This window comes from Tautonia plasticadhaerens (assembly GCF_007752535.1).
Classification (GTDB): domain Bacteria; phylum Planctomycetota; class Planctomycetia; order Isosphaerales; family Isosphaeraceae; genus Tautonia; species Tautonia plasticadhaerens.
The window spans coordinates 21485-42599 of record NZ_CP036429.1 but is presented as its reverse complement, the minus strand read 5'-3'; the positions used below and the strand labels follow the sequence as shown (position 1 = coordinate 42599).

At 70.3% G+C, this 21115-nt stretch carries 19 protein-coding genes and 1 pseudogene; 11 read left to right on the top strand and 9 right to left on the bottom strand.

What is annotated here, in order from left to right; all coding sequences use genetic code 11:
- The first annotated feature begins 5 nt into the window (after positions 1-5).
- The 3 genes from ElP_RS36355 (at position 6) to ElP_RS36345 (ending at position 1634) form a co-directional block, all read left to right on the top strand.
- Positions 6-323, top strand: a complete 318-nt coding sequence (locus ElP_RS36355) for a hypothetical protein (RefSeq protein ID WP_145279715.1) — start codon at positions 6-8, stop codon at positions 321-323.
- Positions 324-908: 585 nt separating this feature from the next.
- Complete coding sequence (locus ElP_RS36350; protein WP_145279714.1) at positions 909-1205, top strand: AbrB/MazE/SpoVT family DNA-binding domain-containing protein; 297 nt, start codon at positions 909-911, stop codon at positions 1203-1205.
- 3 nt (positions 1206-1208) lie between these two features.
- Complete coding sequence (locus tag ElP_RS36345) at positions 1209-1634, top strand: PIN domain-containing protein (RefSeq protein WP_145279713.1); 426 nt, start codon at positions 1209-1211, stop codon at positions 1632-1634.
- 237 nt (positions 1635-1871) lie between these two features.
- Here ElP_RS36345 and ElP_RS36340 read toward each other — a convergent pair whose 3' ends face one another.
- From ElP_RS36340 to ElP_RS39145, 3 genes are all read right to left on the bottom strand, one after another.
- Positions 1872-3347 carry a hypothetical protein gene (locus ElP_RS36340; protein ID WP_145279712.1) on the bottom strand — a complete coding sequence of 492 codons (1476 nt, stop codon included), beginning with the start codon at positions 3345-3347 and terminating at the stop codon, positions 1872-1874.
- A gap of 42 nt (positions 3348-3389) precedes the next feature.
- Entirely contained in the window at positions 3390-3917 is a 528-nt protein-coding gene (locus ElP_RS36335; RefSeq protein ID WP_145279711.1) for a hypothetical protein, read from the bottom strand.
- A gap of 444 nt (positions 3918-4361) precedes the next feature.
- Positions 4362-4523 (bottom strand): hypothetical protein, encoded by a 162-nt coding sequence (locus ElP_RS39145; protein ID WP_197447211.1) that lies wholly within the window; start codon positions 4521-4523, stop codon positions 4362-4364.
- Between the two features lie 81 nt (positions 4524-4604).
- On the opposite strand from ElP_RS39145, the gene ElP_RS36330 reads away from it, so the two are divergent.
- Positions 4605-5876: an IS701 family transposase gene (locus ElP_RS36330; RefSeq protein ID WP_145267809.1), complete on the top strand. Its 1272-nt coding sequence runs from the start codon at positions 4605-4607 to the stop codon at positions 5874-5876.
- A 197-nt stretch (positions 5877-6073) separates the two neighbouring features.
- Entirely contained in the window at positions 6074-6880 is an 807-nt protein-coding gene (locus ElP_RS36325) for an IS5 family transposase (protein ID WP_145279710.1), read from the top strand.
- A 1-nt stretch (position 6881) separates the two neighbouring features.
- Here the strand turns inward: ElP_RS36325 and ElP_RS40365 are convergent, their stop codons facing one another.
- The 4 genes from ElP_RS40365 to ElP_RS36310 all read right to left on the bottom strand — a co-directional run bounded on the left by ElP_RS40365 (position 6882) and on the right by ElP_RS36310 (position 9314).
- Positions 6882-7103, bottom strand: coding sequence for a hypothetical protein (locus ElP_RS40365; RefSeq protein ID WP_231749942.1), 222 nt, complete (start codon positions 7101-7103; stop codon positions 6882-6884).
- Positions 7061-7375: a hypothetical protein gene (locus ElP_RS40360; RefSeq protein ID WP_231749692.1), complete on the bottom strand. Its 315-nt coding sequence runs from the start codon at positions 7373-7375 to the stop codon at positions 7061-7063. The genes ElP_RS40365 and ElP_RS40360 overlap by 43 nt, the downstream gene beginning before the upstream one ends.
- 136 nt (positions 7376-7511) lie before the next feature.
- The gene (locus ElP_RS36315; RefSeq protein WP_145279709.1) at positions 7512-8735 is read right to left on the bottom strand and encodes an IS110 family RNA-guided transposase; all 1224 of its coding nucleotides are present in this window, start codon (positions 8733-8735) and stop codon (positions 7512-7514) included.
- A gap of 69 nt (positions 8736-8804) precedes the next feature.
- Positions 8805-9314: a helix-turn-helix domain-containing protein gene (locus ElP_RS36310; protein ID WP_145274168.1), complete on the bottom strand. Its 510-nt coding sequence runs from the start codon at positions 9312-9314 to the stop codon at positions 8805-8807.
- A 129-nt stretch (positions 9315-9443) separates the two neighbouring features.
- Here ElP_RS36310 and ElP_RS36305 point away from each other — a divergent pair.
- The 3 genes and pseudogenes from ElP_RS36305 to ElP_RS36295 all read left to right on the top strand — a co-directional run bounded on the left by ElP_RS36305 (position 9444) and on the right by ElP_RS36295 (position 12744).
- Positions 9444-10582 (top strand): IS630 family transposase gene (locus ElP_RS36305; RefSeq protein ID WP_145267429.1). Its coding sequence is split into 2 segments (ribosomal slippage): positions 9444-9882 and positions 9882-10582, totalling 1140 coding nucleotides; the frame shifts between segments, so codons are not numbered across the junction.
- A gap of 103 nt (positions 10583-10685) precedes the next feature.
- Positions 10686-11816 (top strand): annotated as a pseudogene (locus ElP_RS36300) (IS630 family transposase).
- Positions 11806-12744 (top strand): hypothetical protein, encoded by a 939-nt coding sequence (locus ElP_RS36295; RefSeq protein ID WP_145279708.1) that lies wholly within the window; start codon positions 11806-11808, stop codon positions 12742-12744. Before ElP_RS36300 ends, ElP_RS36295 begins: the two are co-directional and overlap by 11 nt.
- A 43-nt stretch (positions 12745-12787) precedes the next feature.
- On the opposite strand, the gene ElP_RS36290 is transcribed toward ElP_RS36295, so the two are convergent.
- Positions 12788-13261 (bottom strand): DUF4198 domain-containing protein, encoded by a 474-nt coding sequence (locus tag ElP_RS36290; RefSeq protein WP_145279707.1) that lies wholly within the window; start codon positions 13259-13261, stop codon positions 12788-12790.
- Between the two features lie 238 nt (positions 13262-13499).
- On the opposite strand from ElP_RS36290, the gene ElP_RS36285 reads away from it, so the two are divergent.
- On the top strand, positions 13500-14555 hold the full coding sequence (locus ElP_RS36285; protein ID WP_145279706.1) for an extracellular solute-binding protein: 1056 nt from the start codon (positions 13500-13502) through the stop codon (positions 14553-14555).
- A gap of 60 nt (positions 14556-14615) precedes the next feature.
- On the opposite strand, the gene ElP_RS36280 is transcribed toward ElP_RS36285, so the two are convergent.
- Positions 14616-16028: a DUF4832 domain-containing protein gene (locus ElP_RS36280; protein WP_145279705.1), complete on the bottom strand. Its 1413-nt coding sequence runs from the start codon at positions 16026-16028 to the stop codon at positions 14616-14618.
- Between the two features lie 310 nt (positions 16029-16338).
- Here ElP_RS36280 and ElP_RS36275 point away from each other — a divergent pair, with 310 nt between their 5' ends.
- Positions 16339-17832, top strand: a complete 1494-nt coding sequence (locus ElP_RS36275; RefSeq protein WP_231749941.1) for an ATPase domain-containing protein — start codon at positions 16339-16341, stop codon at positions 17830-17832.
- On the top strand, positions 17822-21115 hold the full coding sequence (locus tag ElP_RS36270; RefSeq protein ID WP_145279703.1) for a response regulator: 3294 nt from the start codon (positions 17822-17824) through the stop codon (positions 21113-21115). Before ElP_RS36275 ends, ElP_RS36270 begins: the two co-directional genes overlap by 11 nt.

Sequence of the window (21115 nt, the reverse complement as noted above, 5' to 3'; positions counted from 1 at the left end):
AACCGATGCTCCGCGAGTGCCTGGCCATCCGTACGAAAGCGACGCCCGACGACTGGACGCGGTACGACGCGACGGGTCTGCTCGGCGGGTCTCTGCTAGGCCAGGGCCAGTACGGGGAGGCCGAGCCGATGGTGGTCCGCGGCTACCGGGGGATGAAGGAACGCGAGTCGCAAATCACCGTACCAGACCGATACCGGCTGCGGGAGTCGGCCATGAGGGTGATCCGCCTCTATGAGGCGTGGGACAAGCCCAAGGACGCGACGGAGTGGAAAGCGAGGCTGGGCATCCCCGACCTGCCCACAGAGGTCTTCGCCCGGCCTTGAGCCTCCGGACCGGGTCTCCTCATAATTGATCTTCCGCTCGCGCGGTGCGAGGTCAGAACACACTGGGACTGCGACCCCTGCGGCCCCATGCCGAGTGCGTTTCCCGCCCCCAAAGACGCACCTGCTGTCGATCCCGCGGAAATCCCAGGGGATTGTTGCCCACGCCGCTGCCGAACGGTCCGGAATCGGCACGGAACGGGCTCGTTTCTGCGGAGGATCATCCGTCCTCGATCATGGCGGATCCACCGACATCGCAACGAGAAGCGTCGAGCTCACCGCACGGCGGGGCGCCCAACGGCCGCGCCTCCGCTCACGGTCCACGCAGCCGGATCGCCTCCCGCATCGCCCTCCGAGACAAACGGGGCCGGGTGTGCCGGGCGGACTTCGCCCACTCCCGACTCCGCGGGGGGCCTTGATCGCGGTCCGGGGCATGAGGACAATATCCTCATCGCCCGATTCTCAGGCATTCGGGCATTCCTCACCTCGGACCCGGGTCGACCTCATATGCCCCCGGCCAAGAACGCCGGCTCGAGACGCAACCCCCCGACGTCGACGACGCGGCCGCCGGCCGACGAGGGGCCGCCCATGGCCCCCGAGCCCAGCCGCGTGGGCAAGCGGGGCGCCGTGGTCATCCCCGCGGCGCTTCGCCGCCGCTACGGCATCGAGGAGGGCTCGCTCGTCGTCGCCGAGGCCCGCGAGGGCGGCATCCTCATCCGCCCGGCGGTGGTCCTCCCCGTCGAGGTCTACACCCCCGAGCGCAAGGCCCAGTTCCTCCTCTCCAACGCCGTCGACGCGGACGACTACGCCGCGGCGCGCCGGGCCGTGCAGGCGATGGGCCTGGACCCCGACGCGGTCCCCCACTACAAGCCCGACGGCGCCTGAGCCGTGGACCGCGTGTTCCTCGACGCCAACGTGCTCTTCGCCGCCGCCTGGCGCCCCGACGCCGCCCTGAGGAGGCTCTGGGGACTCGAGGAAATCGAGCTGCTATCGTCGGGCTACGCCGCCGATGAGGCCCGGCGGAATTTGGAGGAGCCGGCGCAGCGTGGTCGGCTGACGCGGCTGCTGCGGCGGGTCCGGCTGGTCGAGGCCGAGCACTTCACGCTGCCGCGTGGGGTCCGGCTGCCGGAGAAGGACGTGCCGGTGCTGCTAGCGGCGATCGACGGCGGGGCGACGCACCTGCTGACTGGCGATCGGGAGCACTTCGGGGCCTACTACGGCCAGCGGGTGGCGGGTGTCTTGATCCTCCCCCCTGCGGAGTATCCGCCCCTGGGCCCGTCTCCTGGGACGGAGACCTCTCCGGCGGGAGCTTGATCAAGCCCCCATCGAAGAGGACCCGATCGGCCCAGGTCGCGGGGTACTGACCTCGGTGCTTCGCGATCTGCCCCAATTGACGCAGGCGAGTGCAAGATTATTGGCCAGCGCGGGGGACGGGCTACGGCCCGACCCGGTCTCCGACGGCCGCCCGGCGTGACCCTGGGGCCACGCCAGGCGGCCGGACTGTTCCCGAAGGTACCCGAGGTTCTGCACGTCCAACAGGCCGTCGGATGATCAATCCAGGGGCCAGCTCTTAATCCGCTCACCGTAGAGCTTCTCAAGGCTGGCCAGGTCGCGGATTTCCATCGACCCGTTCTCGAAGAAGACGATGAATTTGTCGCCGACGTTGGGGTTGCCGAGCACCACCTCTCCCTTGATGACCTTCCAGTGCTCGTCGTTGGCCCCGTGCTGGAAGAGGTTCAGGGCCGAGTCGACCGCGGCGTTGATCCGGGCGATGAACGGCGACGGGGCCGTCTTGTCGCCCGTCGATCGCGGGATCCACTTGCCGGGGACCACAGTCGACTCGTCGTAGACGCCCATGAGGTCGTAATCGCTGTAGAACCGGTTGCCCTGCGTGTCCTCGATGAAGCTGGCCTTATGCAGGTTACCCTGCGCATCCCTGGCGCTCCCTTCCCGGAGCACATAGCCCGTATCCTTGCCGCCCTGCCCCTGTCCGAATATGCGCCCGTCGTCGGCGACGACAAACTCGGTCCGCTTGCCGGCCGCGTCGACGAGCGTGCCGTCGGGCGACTTGCCGCCGGTGACCAGGCCTAGCTCCTTGTGCGACTTGAACGACAGGCTGTCCGGCTTCGGCAGGTACCGGCCCTTCTCGTGGACCTGCCCCTGCCACTTCAGGCTATTCTTGTTCGACGCACGCACAACGATCATCGACTGCTCGGAGCGTGCGAACTTCTTGAGGGCCGTGGCGTGCTTCGCCTGTATGCCCGCCTCGACCAGCTGGTCGGGGAGCCCCTTGATGGCCTTCAAACCCTTTTCGGCGACCTCAGCCACGGACTGCGCTCCCTCCGATTCAAGCTTCTGGACCACCTTGGCGTCGAGCTTGGCCACCTGCTTGCCCTTCGGCCCGAATGGCACCAGCTCGCCCAGCTTGCCGAACAGGCGGCCGGCGCCCATCGCGAGGACGTCGAGCAGCACGGCGGCCCCCTCGACGACCGCGCCTTGCACGTCGCCCTCCTTGGCGTATATGTATGTGTTTCCGGCGCTCATGAAGAACCCGATCCCGGGCACCGCCATGCCGAAGAGGCCCTCGGCGTCCTCCTTGGAGATTCGGGAGGCCTCGCCGATCCCCTTGATGGCCTCATACGTCCGGAGCTTCCGGAGCTGCTCGACCTCCCGGGCCCGGTCCTTCTCCGCCTGGTAGACGACATACGCCTCACGCCACTTGTCCAGCGCGGACTGGCCCTCGCGCCTCGTGGCGTCCACCTTCCGGAAGAGATTGGCGTCCAGCTTCTCGTCCAGGGGCACCGTTTTCGGCTCGCTCCGCGGGCCCTCCTTGACCGTGATGCGAGCCCCCCATTTGGCCGCCGTCGCCTTCGTCACGCTCTCGGGGAGGCGGAGCCCTTGCTCGATCTTCAGGCCTTGCGAGGTGATCGTCTCAAACGACCGGGTCCAGACCTGGCTCCTCAACGCCTGGATCTTCAACTCGGAGCCCATCGCCTCGCGCAAGGTGCCGACGGCCTTGGGGTACACGATCGACCAGGTTCCGCCGGCGCCGAGTTAGATATCAATGAATTAATCATGTATAAAATTATGATTACCGAAAGCTTCTCGGTTGCGATTCTGCCGCTCAAATTGTTGCTGGAGCGTGACCCCATACTCTTCTTGGTACCATTGGGGGAACACTCGATAAGCCTCCATTATGTCCGTCTGCCGCGCGATCTCCCGGCCGACCCGCGCGTCGAAGTCGGGCCTGGTCTCCCCGTTGTCGTCGATAGGCTGGTCTGCTGAGTTGAACTTCTGGAACGTCACCTCGACCTCGGTCTCGCCATCGTAGGTTTCGATCATGTCGAGCCCGAGGACGTACCCGTCGTCGTCCGCGTACAGCCCAGCCGAGGCCATGACGTATTCCAGCGGGAATCCCCGCCTCTGCTCCGCCGCAGAGGGCTCGTAGACGATTGGGGTCGCCGTCCCGCCCCTGTCGGCCCCGCTCCCGCCGGCCTCGCCCCCCTCCTTGGCCGGGTCGTAGCGTTCGTCGTAGAAGATAGGCCAAGGGCCGGGCGGAATGAGCGGTTTCGTGATGGACACTTTGCGCTTCTGCATCCATCCCCGCTCTTCATCCTTGATCTCGACGGTGAAGGTGTTCTCCCATCTCCTCGTGCCTCAAATTCAATACCGTACATGCGGGCCGATCGACCGATCATAATCCCTTGATCGTTTTTGCCGCGAGTCGGGAAGTACCTGCTGGCGATGACCTCTCCGGCTTGCTCTACGCTGATGCGGATCCCCCACAGCTGATTGTCGACGTCCGAGAAGCGTGCCTGGAGGATGTGCGGGAATATGGAGGTCGCACTTTCGGCATGGCTGACATCGATCTGGAATAGATGCGTTGACGTTTCGTTGTGCCACTTAACCCAGTGGAGCGGGTCGGATTGTTTGACCGCAATCCAGCGATCTTCTGCCCACTCGCCGGCATCCTGAAGGCTCACGATCAACGCATCCCAGGCATCCCGGCCGGCCGAGCCGACGGCGTTGCCTAGTGCGGTCTCAAGCGACTTGTTGTGTGATCGGGTCCGATGGCTCGCAGCCGTAGTAGACGCAGACCCGCTCCACGACCTCGGCCGCCGTCAGCTTCCGCTGCGGCTCGACGAGGGCCCGCTTGCCGTGGACCCACTTCGGCTCGATGGCGTTGAGCCACGGGGCCTTCACCGGCAGCCGGCAGGCGACGGTCCTTAGTGCTACTCCGTTAAATCATACGAACGATCGACTGCTGCGGTTCGTACCGAGGGTATGAACCGGACCTACACCCCCGACTTAAACCCCGACGTCCTCGACCGCCTCGCCGCGTATGCCGCCTCCTTCCGCGCCGACTTCAACCGGCCCCGCCAGGCCGCCTGGTGCGGCGTCTACCTCCGCGGCCTGGTCCAGGACGGGGACCGCAAGAGCGTCGAGCCGATGGCCGCCCGCGTCCCCCTGTCGGAGGGGCTCGACGTCGCCGACCCCGACCAGGCCCTGCAGCAGTTCCTCGGCCAGAGCACCTGGGACGAGCAAGCGGTCCTGAGCCGCTACCGGGCCACGATGGCGGCGAAGTTCGCCGACCCGGCCGGCATCTTCGTGATCGATGACACCACCTTCCCCAAGCAGGGCACGCACTCCGTCGGCGTGCAGCGGCAGTACTGCGGCGCCCTGGGCAAGAAGGCCAACTGCCAGTGCGCCGTCAGCGTCCACTACGTCGCCCCGAGGGGGCACTACCCGCTGAACATGCGGCTCTACCTCCCGGAGGGCTGGCTGGCCGACCCGAAGCGACTGGATAAGGCCAAGGTGCCCGAGGCCGAGCGGCGGTCGCTGACCAAGGGTCAGATCGCCCTGGAGTTGCTCGACCGCATCCGCGCCGAAGGGCTGCCGGGCGGGCTCGTCGTGGCCGACAGCGGCTACGGCGTCTCGGGCCCGTTCCGCGACGGCCTGGCCGAGCGGGGCCTGCACTACGTCGTCGGCGTGACCGACGAGATGCTGGTCTTCACCGAGGAGCCGAGGTGGGACGAGCCCAAGGCCGGGACGGGCGGGCGGCCGCAGAAGCGGCGTCGCCTGGCCGAGGGCTCGCCCCGGCCGGTGGGCCTGAAGGAGCTGGCGGCGCGGACGCCGCGCCGGAAGGTGACGTGGCGGGAGGGGACCAAGGGCCCGATGTGGGGCCGATTCGCCTGGCTGCGCGTTTGGCCGGGCCAGGGATGGGCGACAGGCGATTGCGCCGGGGCGGAGCCGATCTGGCTGCTGATCGAGGAGCAGGCCGACGGCAAGCTGAAGTACGCCTTCAGCAACCTCCCGGCCGATACCAGCCGGATCCGCGCGGTGCGCCTGTGGCGGAGTCGCTGGCCGGTGGAGCTCGGGTACCAGCAGATGAAGGAGGAACTGGGGCTGGACCACCACGAGGGCCGCTCGTGGCGGGGCTTCCACCATCACGCCTGCCTGGTGATGTTGGCCTTCGGGTTCCTCACCCTGGAGCGACGCCGAGCCCGTCGGGGGCGATCCCGGCCGGGCAAAAAGGGGGAGGCCGAGCGCCGGTGATCACGGTGCCGGCGATCCGCCGGGCGTTGCAGCGGCTGCTGGCGCCGGTCAGCCGGCCGGACTGCGCGCACTGCCGGCCCTGGCTCACCCGCTCCAAGACCAAGCTAACGGAGTAGTATTAGAAGCCCTGACAAAACCGTGTGGCATGGAGTTTGCGCCCTGGTGCTGTTTTCCTCCGAACCGAAGGAGACACCACCATGGCGAGCGCCCACATGCCGGACGAGTTCTTCGATCTGGTTGCCCACCACCTGCCGCCGGAACCGGCCATCGGCCCCTACGGCGGGCGTCCGCCGATCGGGCACCGGGTCGCCCTGCGTGTCATCTGGTTCGTCCTGGCCACCGGCAATCGCTGGGAGGATGTCCCGCAGGAACTCGGCTGCTCAGGTCGCACCGCCCATCGCCGGCTGCGGGCCTGGGAGGAGGCCGGCATCTGGGACCGCCTCCATGCCGACCTGCTGAGGCTGCTCCGCAAGGCTGGCAAGCTGGAGACCGACACGGTGGTCGTCGACGGCGTGACGGTGCGGGCCTTCGGCGGCGGCGAGGCGACCGGCCCGAGCCCCGTCGACCGCAGCAGGAAGGGCACGAAGCACACGGTGATGGTCAGTCGCACCGGAGTGCCGCTGGCGATCCGCACCGCCGGGGCCAACGAGAGCGACCACCGCCAGATCATCCCGCTGGTGCTCGACTTCCCGAGCGTCGCCGGCAAACCGGGCAGGCCGAAGCAGTTGCCGGATGACCTGTATGCCGACCGGGGCTACGACAGCGAGGGGACGAGGGCGTTACTGCGTTGGATGGGCATCGAGCCGCACATCGCCAAGCGTCGGACACCGCACGGCAGCGGGCTGGGCAAGGTCCGCTGGGTGGTGGAGCGGACGATCGGCTGGATCAAGGGCCTGCGGCGGATGCGGGTGCGGTACGACCGGCTGGGGGTGATCCAGGACGCCTGGACGACCCTGGCGGCCTGTGTCATCTGCTTCCGTATCCTCCACCAGGATGTGATGTGATTCACCCGGTTTTGTCAGGGCTTCTTACGCCCCCCTCGGCCTTCGCCCGGCGGTCGTGCGCCTTGATCCGGGACCGGGCCCGCTTGCCGACGTGCCAGGCGGCGTTGTCCCAGACCGGCGGCAGGGCCGTCTTGCCCTCGGCGGCCAGCCGCTCGCGGGCCCACGCGAGGAAGTCCTCGGTCACCTGGCTGACCGGCCGGCCCCGGACGAACCGCAGCAGCATCCCCCCGGTCTCGCCGCGCAGCAGGCCGTAGCAGGCCGGCGCCTGCCGCGCAGCAGGCCGTAGCAGGCCGGCGCCTCGGGGTCGGGGTCGGGGTCGGGGTCGGTGGCCGGCTCGTGCAGCCGCAGCGGCTCGCCGCCGGCCCAGGCGTGCAGGCCCGGCCGGGCCAGGCGGCTCCACCAGACCTCGCCCTGGAAGCCGAGCACCCAGCCCGGATGGGCCTCCGCCAGGCGGATCAGGCGGTCGCGTGCCCCTGCTATGAGGCCGGTTGTCAAGGGGCGAGATGCGGAGCCCGAGGCGTGGGAGGATCGGCCTGCTCTTCGTGCTCGGGGCACGGGTTAGGGTCTGCGATCGCGAACGAGGGCCGCCCTCTTCTTCCGCGGGCCTCAGCCCGCCGGGGGCGCGACGCGGTCACCTCACTCGCAGATCCTCACTGGCTCGGGGTCGTCCTGCCCCACTCGACGGTCGCTCGGGCAGGGGTCGCGGCCGCGAACCGGGCCGCTCCGGGGTTGCCGGGGCCGGGCCGGGCCGCCAGGCGGCCGCCCGGTAGGGCTCACCGCTGAGGCTCAGCCGCCACAGCAGGATCGCCAGACGCCGGGCCATCCCCGCGATGGCCTTCTTGCCGTTGCCGGTCGTGGCGACCAGCCGGCGGTATCGCGCCTTCGCCGCCTCATCGCCGGCGACCCACCTCCGGGCCGCCTCGACGGGCGCCGTCCGCAGCCGGGCGTTGCCCGACTTCAGCCGCCGCCCCTCGCGGCGCGTCGGGCCGCCCTGCGAGACCTGCGGCGCCAGCCCGATCACCCGCGCCACCTGGCCGCCGTCGCGGAACCGGGCCGGGTCGTGCAGCTCGACGCGGGAGGTCATCGCCGTGATCGGCCCCACCCCGGGCGCCGTCCGCGGCGTCGCGACCGTCTCGCGATGGCGGCCCGCCCCGGCCGACTCCTCCAGGCGTCGGGGGGCGCGGGCCACCCGCTCCCGATCATGCTGCCGCTCGTCGAGCATCACGTCCGGGCGGAGCCGCGGCTCGGGGGTCAGCTCCAGCCGGCGAGGGGCGTCGACCGACGCGGCCGTCCAGCGGGTCAGCCCCGCCGGCTCGGCGATGCCATGCTGGAGGAGGAACGCCTGGACCTGTTGCTGGGCCGCGCGGAGCTTGCGGGCCAGCTGCTCACGCAGCCGCAGGACCCGGCGGTCGGCTCCCTCCCGCTCCTCGGGGACGCGCACGGGTTGGAGCGGCCCCTTCCGGGCGAAGACGGCCAGCTTGCGGCGGTCGAGCCGGTCGCTCTCGGCCTCGGGGCCCGGCATGGTGGGGGTCTTCGACGGGGCGATCACCCCGGCTCGCAGCCCGGAGGACCTGAGCCGTCGGGCCAGCGTGAAGCCGGTCGGACCGGCCTCGTAGACGACCCGGGCGACTTGCGAGCCGATGGGCTTGGGCCGCTCGCTGAGCGACTCGGGGTCGGCGGGCGGGGTCCGGGAGGCGACGAGGCCCCGCAGGTCGGTGACGACGGCGACGTGGTGGCTGGCCTTGTGGACGTCGACGCCGACGTGGGCCGTCTCGCCGGAGTCGAGGCGGGGCGTCGAGGACGTCGAGGAGTTCGGGCGGACGAAGCGGACCTTCTTCTTGGTGGTGGTGGTCATGGCCGAGGTCTCCGGGAAGGGGACGAGCGTGTCACTCGCTCAAGCCTGCCTCCCGAACGGCTCCGGCCTTCATGCTCTCTCCTTGCGCAGATATGAGGGGCCGGGGCTGGTGATCCAGTCCTCGGCCCGTCTCCAGCCGACGCCGAGGCGCTCCAGGGCCTGGCGGATCGCCTCCCCGCTGACGAGCCGGGCGGTGAGGCCCTCGGCGAAGGCCGCCCCGGCGGCCGGCTCCGGGGTCCACAACGAGGTCGGCTCGCCGAAGTCGCGGGGGCTGCGGTGCAGCAGGGCCCGCGGCCGCTCGCACCCGGCGTCGTCGATCCCGGGGCGGGCCGACGCGGGGCGGTGGGACTTCTCGCGCAGGCAGTCGGTGCCCTCGGCGGCGAAGGCCCGCAGGGCGTTGCGGGCGGTCTGGGACGGGCGGCCACACCGGGGGGCGATCTGCGAGGGCTTGAGGCCCTCGGCGCTGGCCGCCAGGATCCGGCAGCGGCGCAGGGTGAAGGCCGAGGGCGAGCGGGGGCCGGCCCGGATCGCCTGATGCTCGTCGGGGGTCAGCGGTCGGACGAAGAGAGGTGGGACCATACCACTCCTACGACGATCGGCCCGCAAAGGATCATCCTTGGACCTGCACTAGTGAAGCGTCACTCGCTGATTTTCGGGTAAAATGACCCCCCTTGTCCGGCCGCATCGTGGCTCGCCGGGGGGGTTGCCATGGCAAAGAAGTACGTCCTGAAGCTGACGGCCGAAGAGCGGGCCGAGCTGGCTCGCCTGGTCCGCAAGGGCAACATCGCCGGCTGGAAGGTGCAGCGGGCTCAGGCCCTGCTCAAGTGCGACCAGGGGCCCGACGGGCCGGCCTGGCCCGACGCGAAGATCGCCGAGGCGTTCGGCGTCACGACCCGCAGCCTGGAGTCGTGGCGCAAGCGGGCCGTCGAGCACGGGCCGATGGCGCTGCTGCAGCGCAGGCCGCGGACCCCGTCGGCGGTCCCCAAACTCGGCGGCGAGAACGAGGCGCGGTTGACGGCCCTGGCCTGCTCGCAGCCGCCCAGGGGCCTGGCCCGCTGGTCGCTCCGGCTGCTGGCCGAGCGCCTGGTGGAGTTGGAGGTCGTCGCGGCGGTCTCGCACGAGACCGTCCGCCGCTCTTTGAAAAAAGCGCGCTGAAGCCGTGGCTCAGGCGGATGTGGTGCATCCCGCCGGAGCAGGACGCGGCCTTCGTCTGCCAGATGGAGCAGGTCCTGGAGGCCTACCGGCGCCCGTATGATCCGAGGCGCCCCGTCGTCTGCATGGACGAACAGCCCAAGCAGCTGATCGCCGAGGCGCGGCGGCCATCGCCGGCGGCGCCCGGACGCCCGGCCCGGGTCGACTACGAGTATGTCCGCGAGGGGACCTGCACGGTGTGGATGTTCGTCGAGCCGCTGGCCGGCTGGCGCGACGTGCGCGTGACCGAGGCGAAGACGGCCGTGGACTGGGCCCACCGGGTGCAGCGGCTGGTGGACGACCCGCGCCACGCCGAGGCCGAGCGGATCACGCTGGTCTGCGACAACCTCGTGACCCATTCGCTGGCGTCGCTGTACAAGGCGTTCGAGCCGGCCGAGGCCTTGCGGTTGGCGCGGCGACTGGAGCTGGTGCACACGCCGAAGCACGGCAGCTGGCTGAACGTCGCCGAGATCGAGCTGTCGGTGTTGACGCGGCAGTGCCTGGACCGGCGCATCGCGGTGCAGGACGAGGTGGCCGGGGAGGCCGGCGCCTGGGGCGAGCGCCGGAACGCCAAACAGGTGGGCGTCGAGTGGCACTTCACCACCGAGGACGCCCGGATCAAGCTGAGGCACCTCTACCCGAAGATTAACGAGTGACGCTTCACTAGTGGGCCGTCAATCTTCATTTGACCGGTAGCGTAGGGTCCTGTCTTGATGAGGTTTGGCGAAGGCACGAACCTCATGAACCAGGAGCATCGCGATGGACAAGTACCGGGTCACCCTGACCGAGGAGGAGCGGGCTGAGTTGCAGCACCTGGTCTCCACCGGCAAGGCTGCCGCCCGCAAGCTGGCCCATGCCCGTATCCTCCTCCTGGCCGATACCAGAGCCGGCCAAGAGCACTCGGATGAGCGGATCGCCGACGCACTTGGGGTCAGCCTACGAACCATCGCCCGGGTCCGTCAGCGGTTCGTCATCGACGGCGTTCAGGCGGCCATCAGTCGGGGTCCCCAGCCGCCACGACCGGACAAGATCAAGATCAAGGGGGACATCGAGCAGCGGTTGGTCCGACTGGCGTGCAGCGATCCGCCGCAGGGCCGATGCCACTGGACGCCGCAACTGCTGGCCGACGAACTGGTCGTCCTGGGCCTGGCCGAGTCGATCAGCACCGAGACCGTCCGCCAGGCTCTCAAAAGAACGACATCAAGCCCTGGATCGTCGAGACCCGGTGCATCCCGCCCGAGGCCGACGCCGAGTACGTCTGGCGGATGGAGGACGTGATCCAGGTCCACCTGCGGCCCTACGACCCGAGGTTCCCGGTCGCCTGCTTCGGAGGCGTGCAAGCAACTCTTCGGCGAGGTGCGGCCACCCAGGCGGTGCCGCTCGGGCCGACCGGCTCAGGTGGACTACGAGTACGAGCGGGAGGGCGTCTGCCACCAGTTGATGATGTGCGAGCCGCTGCGGGGCTGGCGTCATGTCAAGGTGACCGGACGCCGGACCCGGCGGGACTACGCCGGCTGCATCCGGGACCTGGTGGAGGTGCACTACCCCCGAGCGGAGAAGGTCCTGCTGGTGCAGGACAACTTGAATACGCACGACGGGGCGAGCCCCTACGAGGCGTTCTCGCCGGAGGTGGCACGTCGGCTCCTGGACCGGATCGAGTTCCACTACACACCCAAGCACGGCAGTTGGCTGAACATGGCCGAGACGGAGATCAGCGTCATGAACCAGCAATGCCTGGATCGCCGGCTGGAGGGTCCGGCCAAGCTGGCGGCGGAGGTGGCGGCCTGGGAACACCGGCGGAACGTGAGGAGAGCCCGAATCCACTGGACCTTCACACTGGCCGCCGCTCGCCGGAAGCTGCGGAAGCTTTACCCGTCAATTGAAGATTGACGGCCCACTAGGCGGCCAGCCGGTCGAACTCTGGGGCTACCGCTGCAACAACATGCTCATGAGCCCGGCCGTGACTGAGCGGCTGATCAACAACCTCGACAACCTCGCCGAGCACGGGATCAACCTCATCAGCGTCAGCCTCCAGGGGACCAACGGCGGCTTCCCCGACGCCGACGCTGGGCCCAAAGCCTTCCGATCCGACGGGATGATCATCCCCGCCTTCGCCGACCGCCTGGAGCGGCTCATCCGGGAGGCCGACGAGCGGGGCATGGTCGTCCCCGTCGTCGTGTTGCAGCCCTGCAAGGACCAGACGGTCAAGGGAGAGATGGGCGTCAGGAGGGCCATCGAGGAGACGGGTCGCCTCCTGACCGGGCACGGCCTGAAGAACGTCATGGTCAACCTGTACCAGGAGTTCGACCATTCCCTGCGGGTCGACCACGAAGTCTTCCGGGAGCCCGACGGCGCCGCCAATAAGGCAGAGGTCACCGGGTGGTTCAAGGCCGAGGCGCCGGACATCGAGGCCGGCATTTGCCCGAACTACAAGTCCGGCTCCTCGCCGGACTACCCCGGCGTCGACGTCCGATTCTTCCACGAGTCGATGCCGGCCCCCGAGTCGGGCTTCGCCGTGAACACCGAGGCGGAAGCCTTCGACTCCTATGGCGACGAGGGGATCTTCAATGAGCACTCGAAGGCGTTGATGGCCGAGATCTGGTCATCCTACCTCGGCGAGCCTCGCACGGCGATGCTCCTCCAGAGCCCCTACGTCGAGGGGATCTCCGGCGCCACCCTCACTGGGCCGAACCCCGAGATGGGAGGGGACGGGACCGGCGTCAAGGACCGGGGCGTCCGCTTCTTTTTCGACTGGATGCGCGAGCACGTCGGCCGCTGGGAGTACCCGGCACACGTCCCCCCGACGGGGTCCTCTTGAGTCCCGCCCCGCCGCCGGGGTGCGGATGATCCGGCCGGGACGCTCAGGGCGAGCGGCCCATTCGTCCCGCGTCGCCGACCTCGAAGGGGGGCAGTTCGGTCGTCCCCTCCTCGATGACGGCGACGAGACCGGAACCACCGGGCTCGGCGAAGGCGCTGCCGAGCCGGTCCGCCCCGCCCACGCCGGCCGGCCAGGAGAGGGTCACGGTATACTGGCCGGCCGGCGCCCCCTCCTCGGCCTCGCCCAGGCGGAGTCGGAACCGGCCTTCGGCGTCGGTCGAGCCGTATGGCCTCGGCGCGTCGGCATCGTTGGATCGATTCAGCGGATGGAGCTGGACGTCGACCCCCGCGGCCGGCTTGCCCCCGACGAGCACCAGGCCCGAGACCGGCCTCAGCTCCGAAGCCGGGCCCGGGGCATCATCTCCGCCGCAGCCCGAGGCGAGCAACGCGACCAGCACGAGGATGGCCCACCGGTACGAATCGAGCACGGGTTGGATCAGGCGATGGCACGTCCTCATCCGCGACTCCACGTCCCGAGGACCCGATCGAGCGATGAATCGAATCACCGGCCGCCCCAACGGTATCCTTAAGACTCCCGGAGTCAAGGCGTCGCGCGCCGGCAAGGGCCTCCGGGACACGGGTTCGGGCCCCTCGACCTCGTCCCGACCCCGGTGCGACCACCCGCTAGCCCCGACCCCGCCCGCCATCCGCACGGTGCGGACGGCCAACGCGGGCGACCGATCCGGAGATGCCACGATGACCGACTCGACGAGACGACGGCTGGCCGCATCCCTGCTCACCCTGCTCGCCGGATGTGCCCGGGATGCCGCCGAACCGGGAGCAGGACCCGGCGGGGGCGGCGGCCGGGTCGTCGTCTACACGGCGCTCGACAGAGAGTTCTCCGAGCCGATCCTGGATCGGTACGAGCAGGAGGCCGGAACGACCGTCGACGCCAAGTACGACGTCGAGAGCACCAAGACCGTCGGCCTGACCAACGCCATCATTGCCGAGGCGGGCCGTCCCCGGGCCGACCTGTTCTGGAACAATGAGATCCTCAACACCCTCCGCCTGCAACGCGAAGGGTTGCTCGCCCCCTTCACCCCCGAGCACGCCGACGCGATCCCCGACCAGTACAAGGCCGGGGACGGCACCTGGTACGGCTTCGCCGGCCGGGCTCGAATCCTGATCGTCAACACCGACCTGGTGCCCGAGGCCGATCGGCCGACGAGCATCCGAGACTTGGCCGACCCGAGGTGGAAGGGCAAGGCCGGCATCGCCAAGCCCCTCTTCGGCACGACCGCCTCGCACGCCGCCTGCCTCTTCGTCGCCTTGGGCGACGAAGAGGCGAAGCGATACTTTCGGGACCTGGAGGCCAACGACGTGCGGATCCTCTCGGGGAACAAGCAGGTCGCCCAGGATGTCGCCTCCGGCCGCCTCGCCTTCGGCATGACCGACACCGACGACGCGATGGTGATGATCGAGCAGCAGGGGGCCCCGGTCGCGATCGTCTACCCCGACCAGGGCGAGGGCGAGCCCGGCACCCTGTTCATCCCCAACACGTTGGCCATGATCAAGGGGGGGCCGAACCCCGGGGCGGCCGAGGCGCTCGCCAGTGCCATCATCAGCCCGGAGGTCGAAGCCACGCTCGCCGCGAGCCCCAGCGCCCAAATCCCGCTGCTGACGACGACTGAGGCGTCGGCCCGGGTCGAGACGCCGAAGACGATCAAGGCAATGGAGGTCGACTTCGAGGCCGCCGCGGCCCGCTGGGACGAGGTCGCCGCGTTCATCCGCGAGGAGTTCGCCGCCGAGTGAGCGTAGGCCGCCCCGATCCCCTGCCTACCGCCCCATCGGCCCGGCGGCCCCGGCCCCCCGCTACCGGATTTCCAGGTCGTCGGCCAGCACGTTCCACCCGGCCGATTCCTCGAAGCCGATCCCCTCGCCGGCCAGCCGGATCGCGTACCGCCCGTCGTCTCGCAACCGGGGCGACGGGTCTGCCAGGTGCAGGCCCAACCGCCACTTCCCGGGAGGTGCATCGGCCGAAATCGGGACCTCCCCCCTCAGCGTCACGGTGCCGACCTCAGGGTCCCATCGTCGAGGGTCAACGTCCTCCAGGACTAACCGGTAAGCCCGATCCCCCCGATCGAGGATCAGGGCCACCTCCCGTGGCAGGTGGGGCGACGCGAAGCCCACGTTGCGCAGCTCCAGCTCCACCCGAAGCTCGCCGCCCGGCTCGGCGATCGTCGAGTGCCTCAGCCGTTCCGCCACGAGGCGGTAGCCCAGTCGTCGCTCGATGTGCTCGAAGCCGCTGCCGCCCCGATACTCCGCCTCCCGCCAGCCGTCGAGTGTCCCGCGGTGATAGGCGCTGTTGAGGTAGCACGCGTGCAGCAGCCCCAGCTCCTCGACGACCCGATCGATCGGCGTCCCCGACGACGAGGGGACCGTCTCGCCGCCGAAGGGAGTGTGTCGGCCGTGAGAGTCGCACCAGCGCAGCTCCCGATCGCGGTCCCAGCCGGGCTGGGCGTAGGTCCCCATGTCGGTCGGCGGGCTCAGCAGGGCGTCGTTGTGCCAGCCGGTTCGGGAAAGCCGAGTGCCGCCGTGGGCGGCCGCATCGGCCAGCTCTGACCCTCCCGGCTCGTCGGCGAAGATGTCCCGGATGAACATCGGCCGCCGTACCTGGACGCAGATCGGATCCGGCACGACGTCGAGCAGGCCGAAGAGCACGGCCCGCCTCGCCTCCAGCGACGGCGGATCCCCCCAGTTCGACCCGTGCCACTCCCCCCAGGGCCCGAGGAACCCCGCCTGGACGGCGTAGAGCACGTCTCGATGCTCCCGGTAGGTCTCGCCGAGCTGGCGGATATGGCCGAGGATGCGGCCCATGTCCTCCGGGTCGGCCCGGTAGTCGCGCCCGGTGAAGCCGTAGGCGGCCCGGACGATCGCCTTGAGCCCGTGCCGCCGGGTCGCGTCGAACGCGGCCCGCACCTCGTCGAGCTTCGCCGGGGTGAGGTCGCTGTCCTTGAAAGGCTTCAGGTCGATCTCGACCAGCAGCAGGGTGATCCCACGCTCTCGGAGGCCACCGAGCCGGTCCATGCGGTCGCTCATCCGAGGCGCGTAGAAGCCGCGTTCGGGATTGGGCATCGCCCGCGTGCCCTCCCGGTATCGGATTTCCCGCCAGTCCGTCGCGTCCCGGGCCCGAGACCGCCCGGTCGACAGGCCGAGTGCGAGGATGATTCCGAGATTCAGGTCGCGTCGGAGCATGGCCACCTCCAGGCGGTCGACGTGGGTCATCGTGGCGGTGGCCTCCAGCCTCCCAGGTCGGTCGAGGGAAGTCCACGGCCGGGGCGTCGCGATCGGGCGAGGGCCTCCGCCTCGTCGAGTCCGACGGGGTCGGCCCGGGCGGACGAATGGCGGGGCGGCCGGGCCGCGCTGCCCGCCCCGACGGCCCCCGGGCGTACGGCCCCGGGGGCCGCGGCCTGATCGCATCTCGGGGCCCGGGACGGTATGATGGGCGTGCTGTTCAAGTGTGAGATCCTCGATCAGGAGGCGAGCCCGGGGCCCGATCGTGGCACTGGGGCGCCGGGCCTTGCGAGCCTGCCCCATGCAAGTCGAATGGGCGACCACCGGCGTCGAGGGCCTCGACCAAGTCCTCGGCGGCGGGCTGCCGAGGGAGAACGTCTACCTGGTCCAGGGGGCCAGCGGCTCGGGGAAGACGACCCTGGGCCTGCAATTCCTGCTGGAGGGCCTGAGGCTCGGCGAGTCGGCCCTCTACGTCGGCACCTCCGAGACCCGGCAGACGCTCGCAGCGATCGCCCGGGGCCACGGCTGGTCGCTCGACGGCATCGGCGTCCACCTGCACGACGGCCGGGATTCGGGGTCGGCCGAGGTCGAGCAGACGATGCTCCACCCCGCCGAGGTCGAGCTGCCCCGCACGGTGGAGGCCATGCTCGAGGTGGTGGACGCCCTCAAGCCCGACCGCCTGGTGATCGACTCGCTGGCCGAGCTCCGCGCCATGGCCCGGGAAGACCGCTGGTATCGACGGCAGCTCCGGATGCTCCAGGACCACTTCCGGGACTCCCGGTGCACCGCCCTGCTCGTCGAGATCCCGGAGGGCGACCGGCCGGCGATCAAGAGCATCGTCGGCGGGACGATCGAGCTGGACTCGACCACCCCGGCCTACGGGCCCGATCGGCGTCGGCTCCGGGTCGCCAAGATCCGGGGCCAGGGCTTCGCCACCGGCTACCACGACTACAAAATCCGCCGGGGGGGCCTGGTCGTCTATCCCCGGCTCGTGGCCGCCGAGCACCGCCAGCGATTCGAACCCGAGCGGATCAGCAGCGGCCTGCCGGCTCTGGACGCCATGCTCGGCGGCGGCATCGACCGGGGCACCAGCACCCTGCTGCTCGGTCAGGCCGGCACGGGCAAGTCGCTGATCGCCACGCACTACGCCGTCGCCGCCGCCGACCGGGGGGAACGCAGCGCCCTGTACCTCTTCGACGAGCGCATCCAGACCCTGGAGCAGCGGTCCGAGGGGGTCGGCCTGCCGCTGCGACGGCTCGTCGACGAGGGGCTCGTCGAGATCCGGCAGGTCGACCCCTCCGAGTTGACCCCCGGCGAATTCAGTCACCTCGTCCGCCAGTCGGTGGAGGACCGGGGCGTCCGACTGGTGGTCATCGACAGCCTCAACGGATACTCCCAGGCCATGCCCGAGGAGCGGTTCCTGACGGTCTACCTGCATGAGCTGTCGTGCTTCCTCAACCAGCAGGGCGTCGCCTCGCTGTACGTGCTGGCCCAGCACGGCATCGGTTCGATGCTCACCCCGCAGGAGTTCGACGTCAGCTACATCGCCGACAGCGTGCTGCTGTTCCGCCACTTCGAGCACGCCGGGGCGATCCGCAAGGCGATCTCGGTGTACAAGCACCGCACCTCGGCCCACGAGACGACCATTCGGGAACTGCGGGTCGGCGCCGGCGGGATCGCCATCGGCGAGCCGCTGCTGGCGTTCCGGGGCGTGCTCACCGGCTGCCCCGACTACGTCGCCCGGACCCTCGAACCGCCCGGCACCGACCGGGGGGACGGCACCGATGGCCGATGAGACCGGGAGCCGGGTCCTCATCCTCGCCCCCACCGGGCAGGACGCCTCGGTGCTCGGGAGGGCCTTGGAGGCCGGCGGAATCCGGTCGGTCTGCTGCGGGGACGCGAAGGCTTTGGTCGAGGGGATCCGGCGGGGGGCCGGGGCCGTGCTCGTCGCCGACGAGGCCCTCGGCCCCGGGTCCCGGGACGCGTTGGCGGAGGCCCTGGACGGCCAGCAGGCCTGGTCCGACCTGCCGATCGTCGTGATGGCGGCCCAGGGTCGGCCGTTCGGGCCCGGGTGGTCCTTCCTCCAGGATTCGGGCCGGTCCTCGCAGGCGGTCCTGCTGGAGCGTCCGGTCCACTCGGCCACCCTGATCAGCGTCGTCCGTTCGGCCCTCCGCACCCGGCAGCGCCAGTACCAGATCCGGGACGAGCTGGACCGCCGACGGGCCGCCGAGCACGCCCTCCGCCTCGGCGAACGCCGACAGGTGCTGCTCGTCCGGCTCAACGATGCGCTGCGGCCCCTGGGAGACCCGCTCGCCATCCAGTCCGAGGCCTGCCGGATCCTCGGCGAGCACCTGGGGGCCTGCCGGGTCCACTACGCGGAGGTGGAGGGCGAGGGCGAGTATGGCCTCGTCCGGGAGGAGTACTGCGACGGGGTCCCGAGCGTCGCCGGCCGCCACCGGCTCGACGACTTCGGACCGACGGCGATGGACGAATTCCGGGCCGGCCGGACGCTGATCCTCCCGGACGTCATGAACGACCCCCGGCTGAGCCCGGGCGGGCGGGCGGTCACCGCCGCGCTCGGGGTCGGCTCCTACATGATCGTCCCCCTGATCAAGCGCGGCCGGCTGGTGGCGCTGCTGGTCGTCCACCACCGGGAGGCGCACGAGTGGGACGAGGGGGAGATCACCGCCATCGAGGAGGTCTCCGAGCGCACCTGGGCCGCCGTCGAGCGGGCCCGGTCCGAGGCGGCCCTCCGCGAGAGCGAGGCGCGCTATCGGACCCTGTTCGAGTCCATCGACGAGGGCTTCTGCATCATCGAGATGATCTTCGACGACTCGGGCCGCGGCGTCGACTATCGCTTCCTCGTCACCAACCCCGCCTTCGTCAGGCACACCGGGCTGGCCGACACCCGGGGCAAGACCGCCCGGCAGCTCGTCCCCGACCTGGAGGACCGCTGGCCGGAAACCTACGGCCGGGTCGCCGCCTCGGGGGAGGCGGAGCGCTTCATCGACGAGTCCCCGGCGATGGGACGCTGGTTCGAGGTCGACGCCTTCCGCATCGGGGAGCCGGGGGATCGCCGGGTCGCCCTGCTCTTCAATGACATCAGCACCCGGAAGCGGGCCGAGCTGGAGCGCGACCGCTTCTTCGAGCTGTCGGTGGACCTGATCGCCATCGCCTCCATCGCCGACGGCACCTGGAAGCGCGTCAACCCGGCATTCGGCCGGATCCTGGGATGGTCCGAGGCGGAATTGGTGGCGAGGCCGTTCCTCGAGATCGTCCACCCCGACGACCTCGAACGCTCCCGGGGGGCCATCGCCGAACTGGCCGAGGGGAGGCCCCTGGACGCCTTCGAGCACCGGCTCCGCTGCAAGGACGGCTCCGACCGCTGGATCGCCTGGACCACGGCCCCCTACGCCGCCGAGGGGCTCATCTACTGCGTCGGCCGGGACACCACCGACCGCAAGCAGGCCGAGCAGGCGCTGCTCGACTCCAAGCGGCACGCCGAGGCCGCCAGCCGGGCCAAGAGCGAGTTCCTGGCCAACATGAGCCACGAGATCAGAACGCCGATGACCGCCATCCTCGGCTACGCCGACATCCTCGCCAGCCGCCTCCGAGGCCCGGAGGACCAGGACTGCGTCGAGACGATCCGCCGCAACGGCCGGTTCCTGATCCAGGTCATCAACGACATCCTCGACCTCTCCAAGATCGAGGCCGGCAAGCTGGAGATCCAGCCCGAGCGCATCGAACCGGCTCGGATCGTGGAGGAGGTCCGGTCGCTGATGGACGTCCGGGCCCGGGAGAAGGGGCTGCCGCTGGAGGTCCGCTACGACGGCCCGATCCCCCGGGCCATCGAGAGCGACCCGACCCGGCTCCGCCAGATCCTCATCAACCTCGTCGGCAACGCCATCAAGTTCACCGAGTCGGGGCTCGTCCGGGTCGTCGTCCGCTTCGAGCCCGGGCCGGGTCGGCTGGTCTTCGAGGTCGAGGACTCCGGGATCGGCCTGACCCCCGAGCAGCAGGCGGGCCTCTTCCGCCCCTTCACCCAGGCCGACGGTACCATGACCCGACGCTTCGGCGGCACCGGGCTGGGCCTGGTGATCTGCAGGAGGCTGGTCGAGATGCTCGGCGGCGAGATCGCCGTCGACAGCGCCCCGGGACGGGGCAGCACCTTCTCGTTCTCCGTCACCTCGCCCCCCATGCGGGGGGAGCCGATGGTCGAGCCCGGGGACGCGGAGCGCCCGCCGTCCCGGCCCGACGCGAAGGCCGACCTTCCTCCCCGCCTCGAGGGCAGGATCCTGGTGGTCGACGACCTCCCGGAGATCCGCCTGGTGGCCCGGCACCACCTCGAGCGGGCCGGGGTCGAGGTGCTCGACGCCCCGGACGGGCGACAGGCCCTCGAGGCCGTCGACCGGGCAGACCGGGAGGCCCGGCCCATCGACGCGATCGTCCTCGACGTGCAGATGCCGGTCATGGATGGCCTCGAGACCGTCTCACGGCTCCGGGCGATCGGCTTCGACCGCCCGATCATCGCCCTGACCGCCCACGCCATGCAGGGGGACCGCGAACGGATCCTCGACGCCGGCTTCGACGACCACCTCGCCAAGCCGATCGACGGCGGGCAACTCGTCATGCTCCTCGGATCCGCCCTCCGACGCCCCGCCACCGAGCCCCCGCCACCGGCCCCCTGCCCCGGCCGGGGCAGGCGCATTCTCCTCGTCGAGGACGGCGAGGACGCCCGACGCGTCCTCGTCCACCTGCTCCGGATGTCCGGCTTCGACATCCGAGCCGCCCCGGACGGCCGGTCGGCCCTCAGGGTTTGCCGGGAGCACCCCCCGGACTTCGTCGTGCTCGACCTCGGTTTGCCCGACATCGACGGCCTCGACCTCGCCCGACGCCTCCGGGCCTCCGGGGGGCTCGCCGACGCCTTGTTCATCGCCCTCAGCGGCCAGGACGGCCGGGACGTCCGGGACCGGGCCCTGGGGGCCGGCATCGATCACTTCCTCGTCAAGCCCGCCGGGGCGGAGGAGATCGAGGCCCTGATCGCCCGGGTCGACTCCCGGGATCACGCCCGGCGGTGA

Coding starts and splice junctions, on each gene's coding strand:
- ElP_RS36355 (WP_145279715.1), top strand. CDS start 6: ATGCTCCGCGAGTGCCTGGCCATCCGTACGAAAGCGACGCCCGACGAC.
- ElP_RS36350 (WP_145279714.1), top strand. CDS start 909: ATGGCCCCCGAGCCCAGCCGCGTGGGCAAGCGGGGCGCCGTGGTCATC.
- ElP_RS36335 (WP_145279711.1), bottom strand. CDS start 3,917: ATGCAGAAGCGCAAAGTGTCCATCACGAAACCGCTCATTCCGCCCGGC.
- ElP_RS36330 (WP_145267809.1), top strand. CDS start 4,605: ATGAACCGGACCTACACCCCCGACTTAAACCCCGACGTCCTCGACCGC.
- ElP_RS36325 (WP_145279710.1), top strand. CDS start 6,074: ATGGCGAGCGCCCACATGCCGGACGAGTTCTTCGATCTGGTTGCCCAC.
- ElP_RS40365 (WP_231749942.1), bottom strand. CDS start 7,103: ATGCTGCTGCGGTTCGTCCGGGGCCGGCCGGTCAGCCAGGTGACCGAG.
- ElP_RS36315 (WP_145279709.1), bottom strand. CDS start 8,735: ATGACCACCACCACCAAGAAGAAGGTCCGCTTCGTCCGCCCGAACTCC.
- ElP_RS36310 (WP_145274168.1), bottom strand. CDS start 9,314: ATGGTCCCACCTCTCTTCGTCCGACCGCTGACCCCCGACGAGCATCAG.
- ElP_RS36290 (WP_145279707.1), bottom strand. CDS start 13,261: ATGAGGACGTGCCATCGCCTGATCCAACCCGTGCTCGATTCGTACCGG.
- ElP_RS36285 (WP_145279706.1), top strand. CDS start 13,500: ATGACCGACTCGACGAGACGACGGCTGGCCGCATCCCTGCTCACCCTG.
- ElP_RS36280 (WP_145279705.1), bottom strand. CDS start 16,028: ATGACCCACGTCGACCGCCTGGAGGTGGCCATGCTCCGACGCGACCTG.
- ElP_RS36275 (WP_231749941.1), top strand. CDS start 16,339: ATGCAAGTCGAATGGGCGACCACCGGCGTCGAGGGCCTCGACCAAGTC.
- ElP_RS36270 (WP_145279703.1), top strand. CDS start 17,822: ATGGCCGATGAGACCGGGAGCCGGGTCCTCATCCTCGCCCCCACCGGG.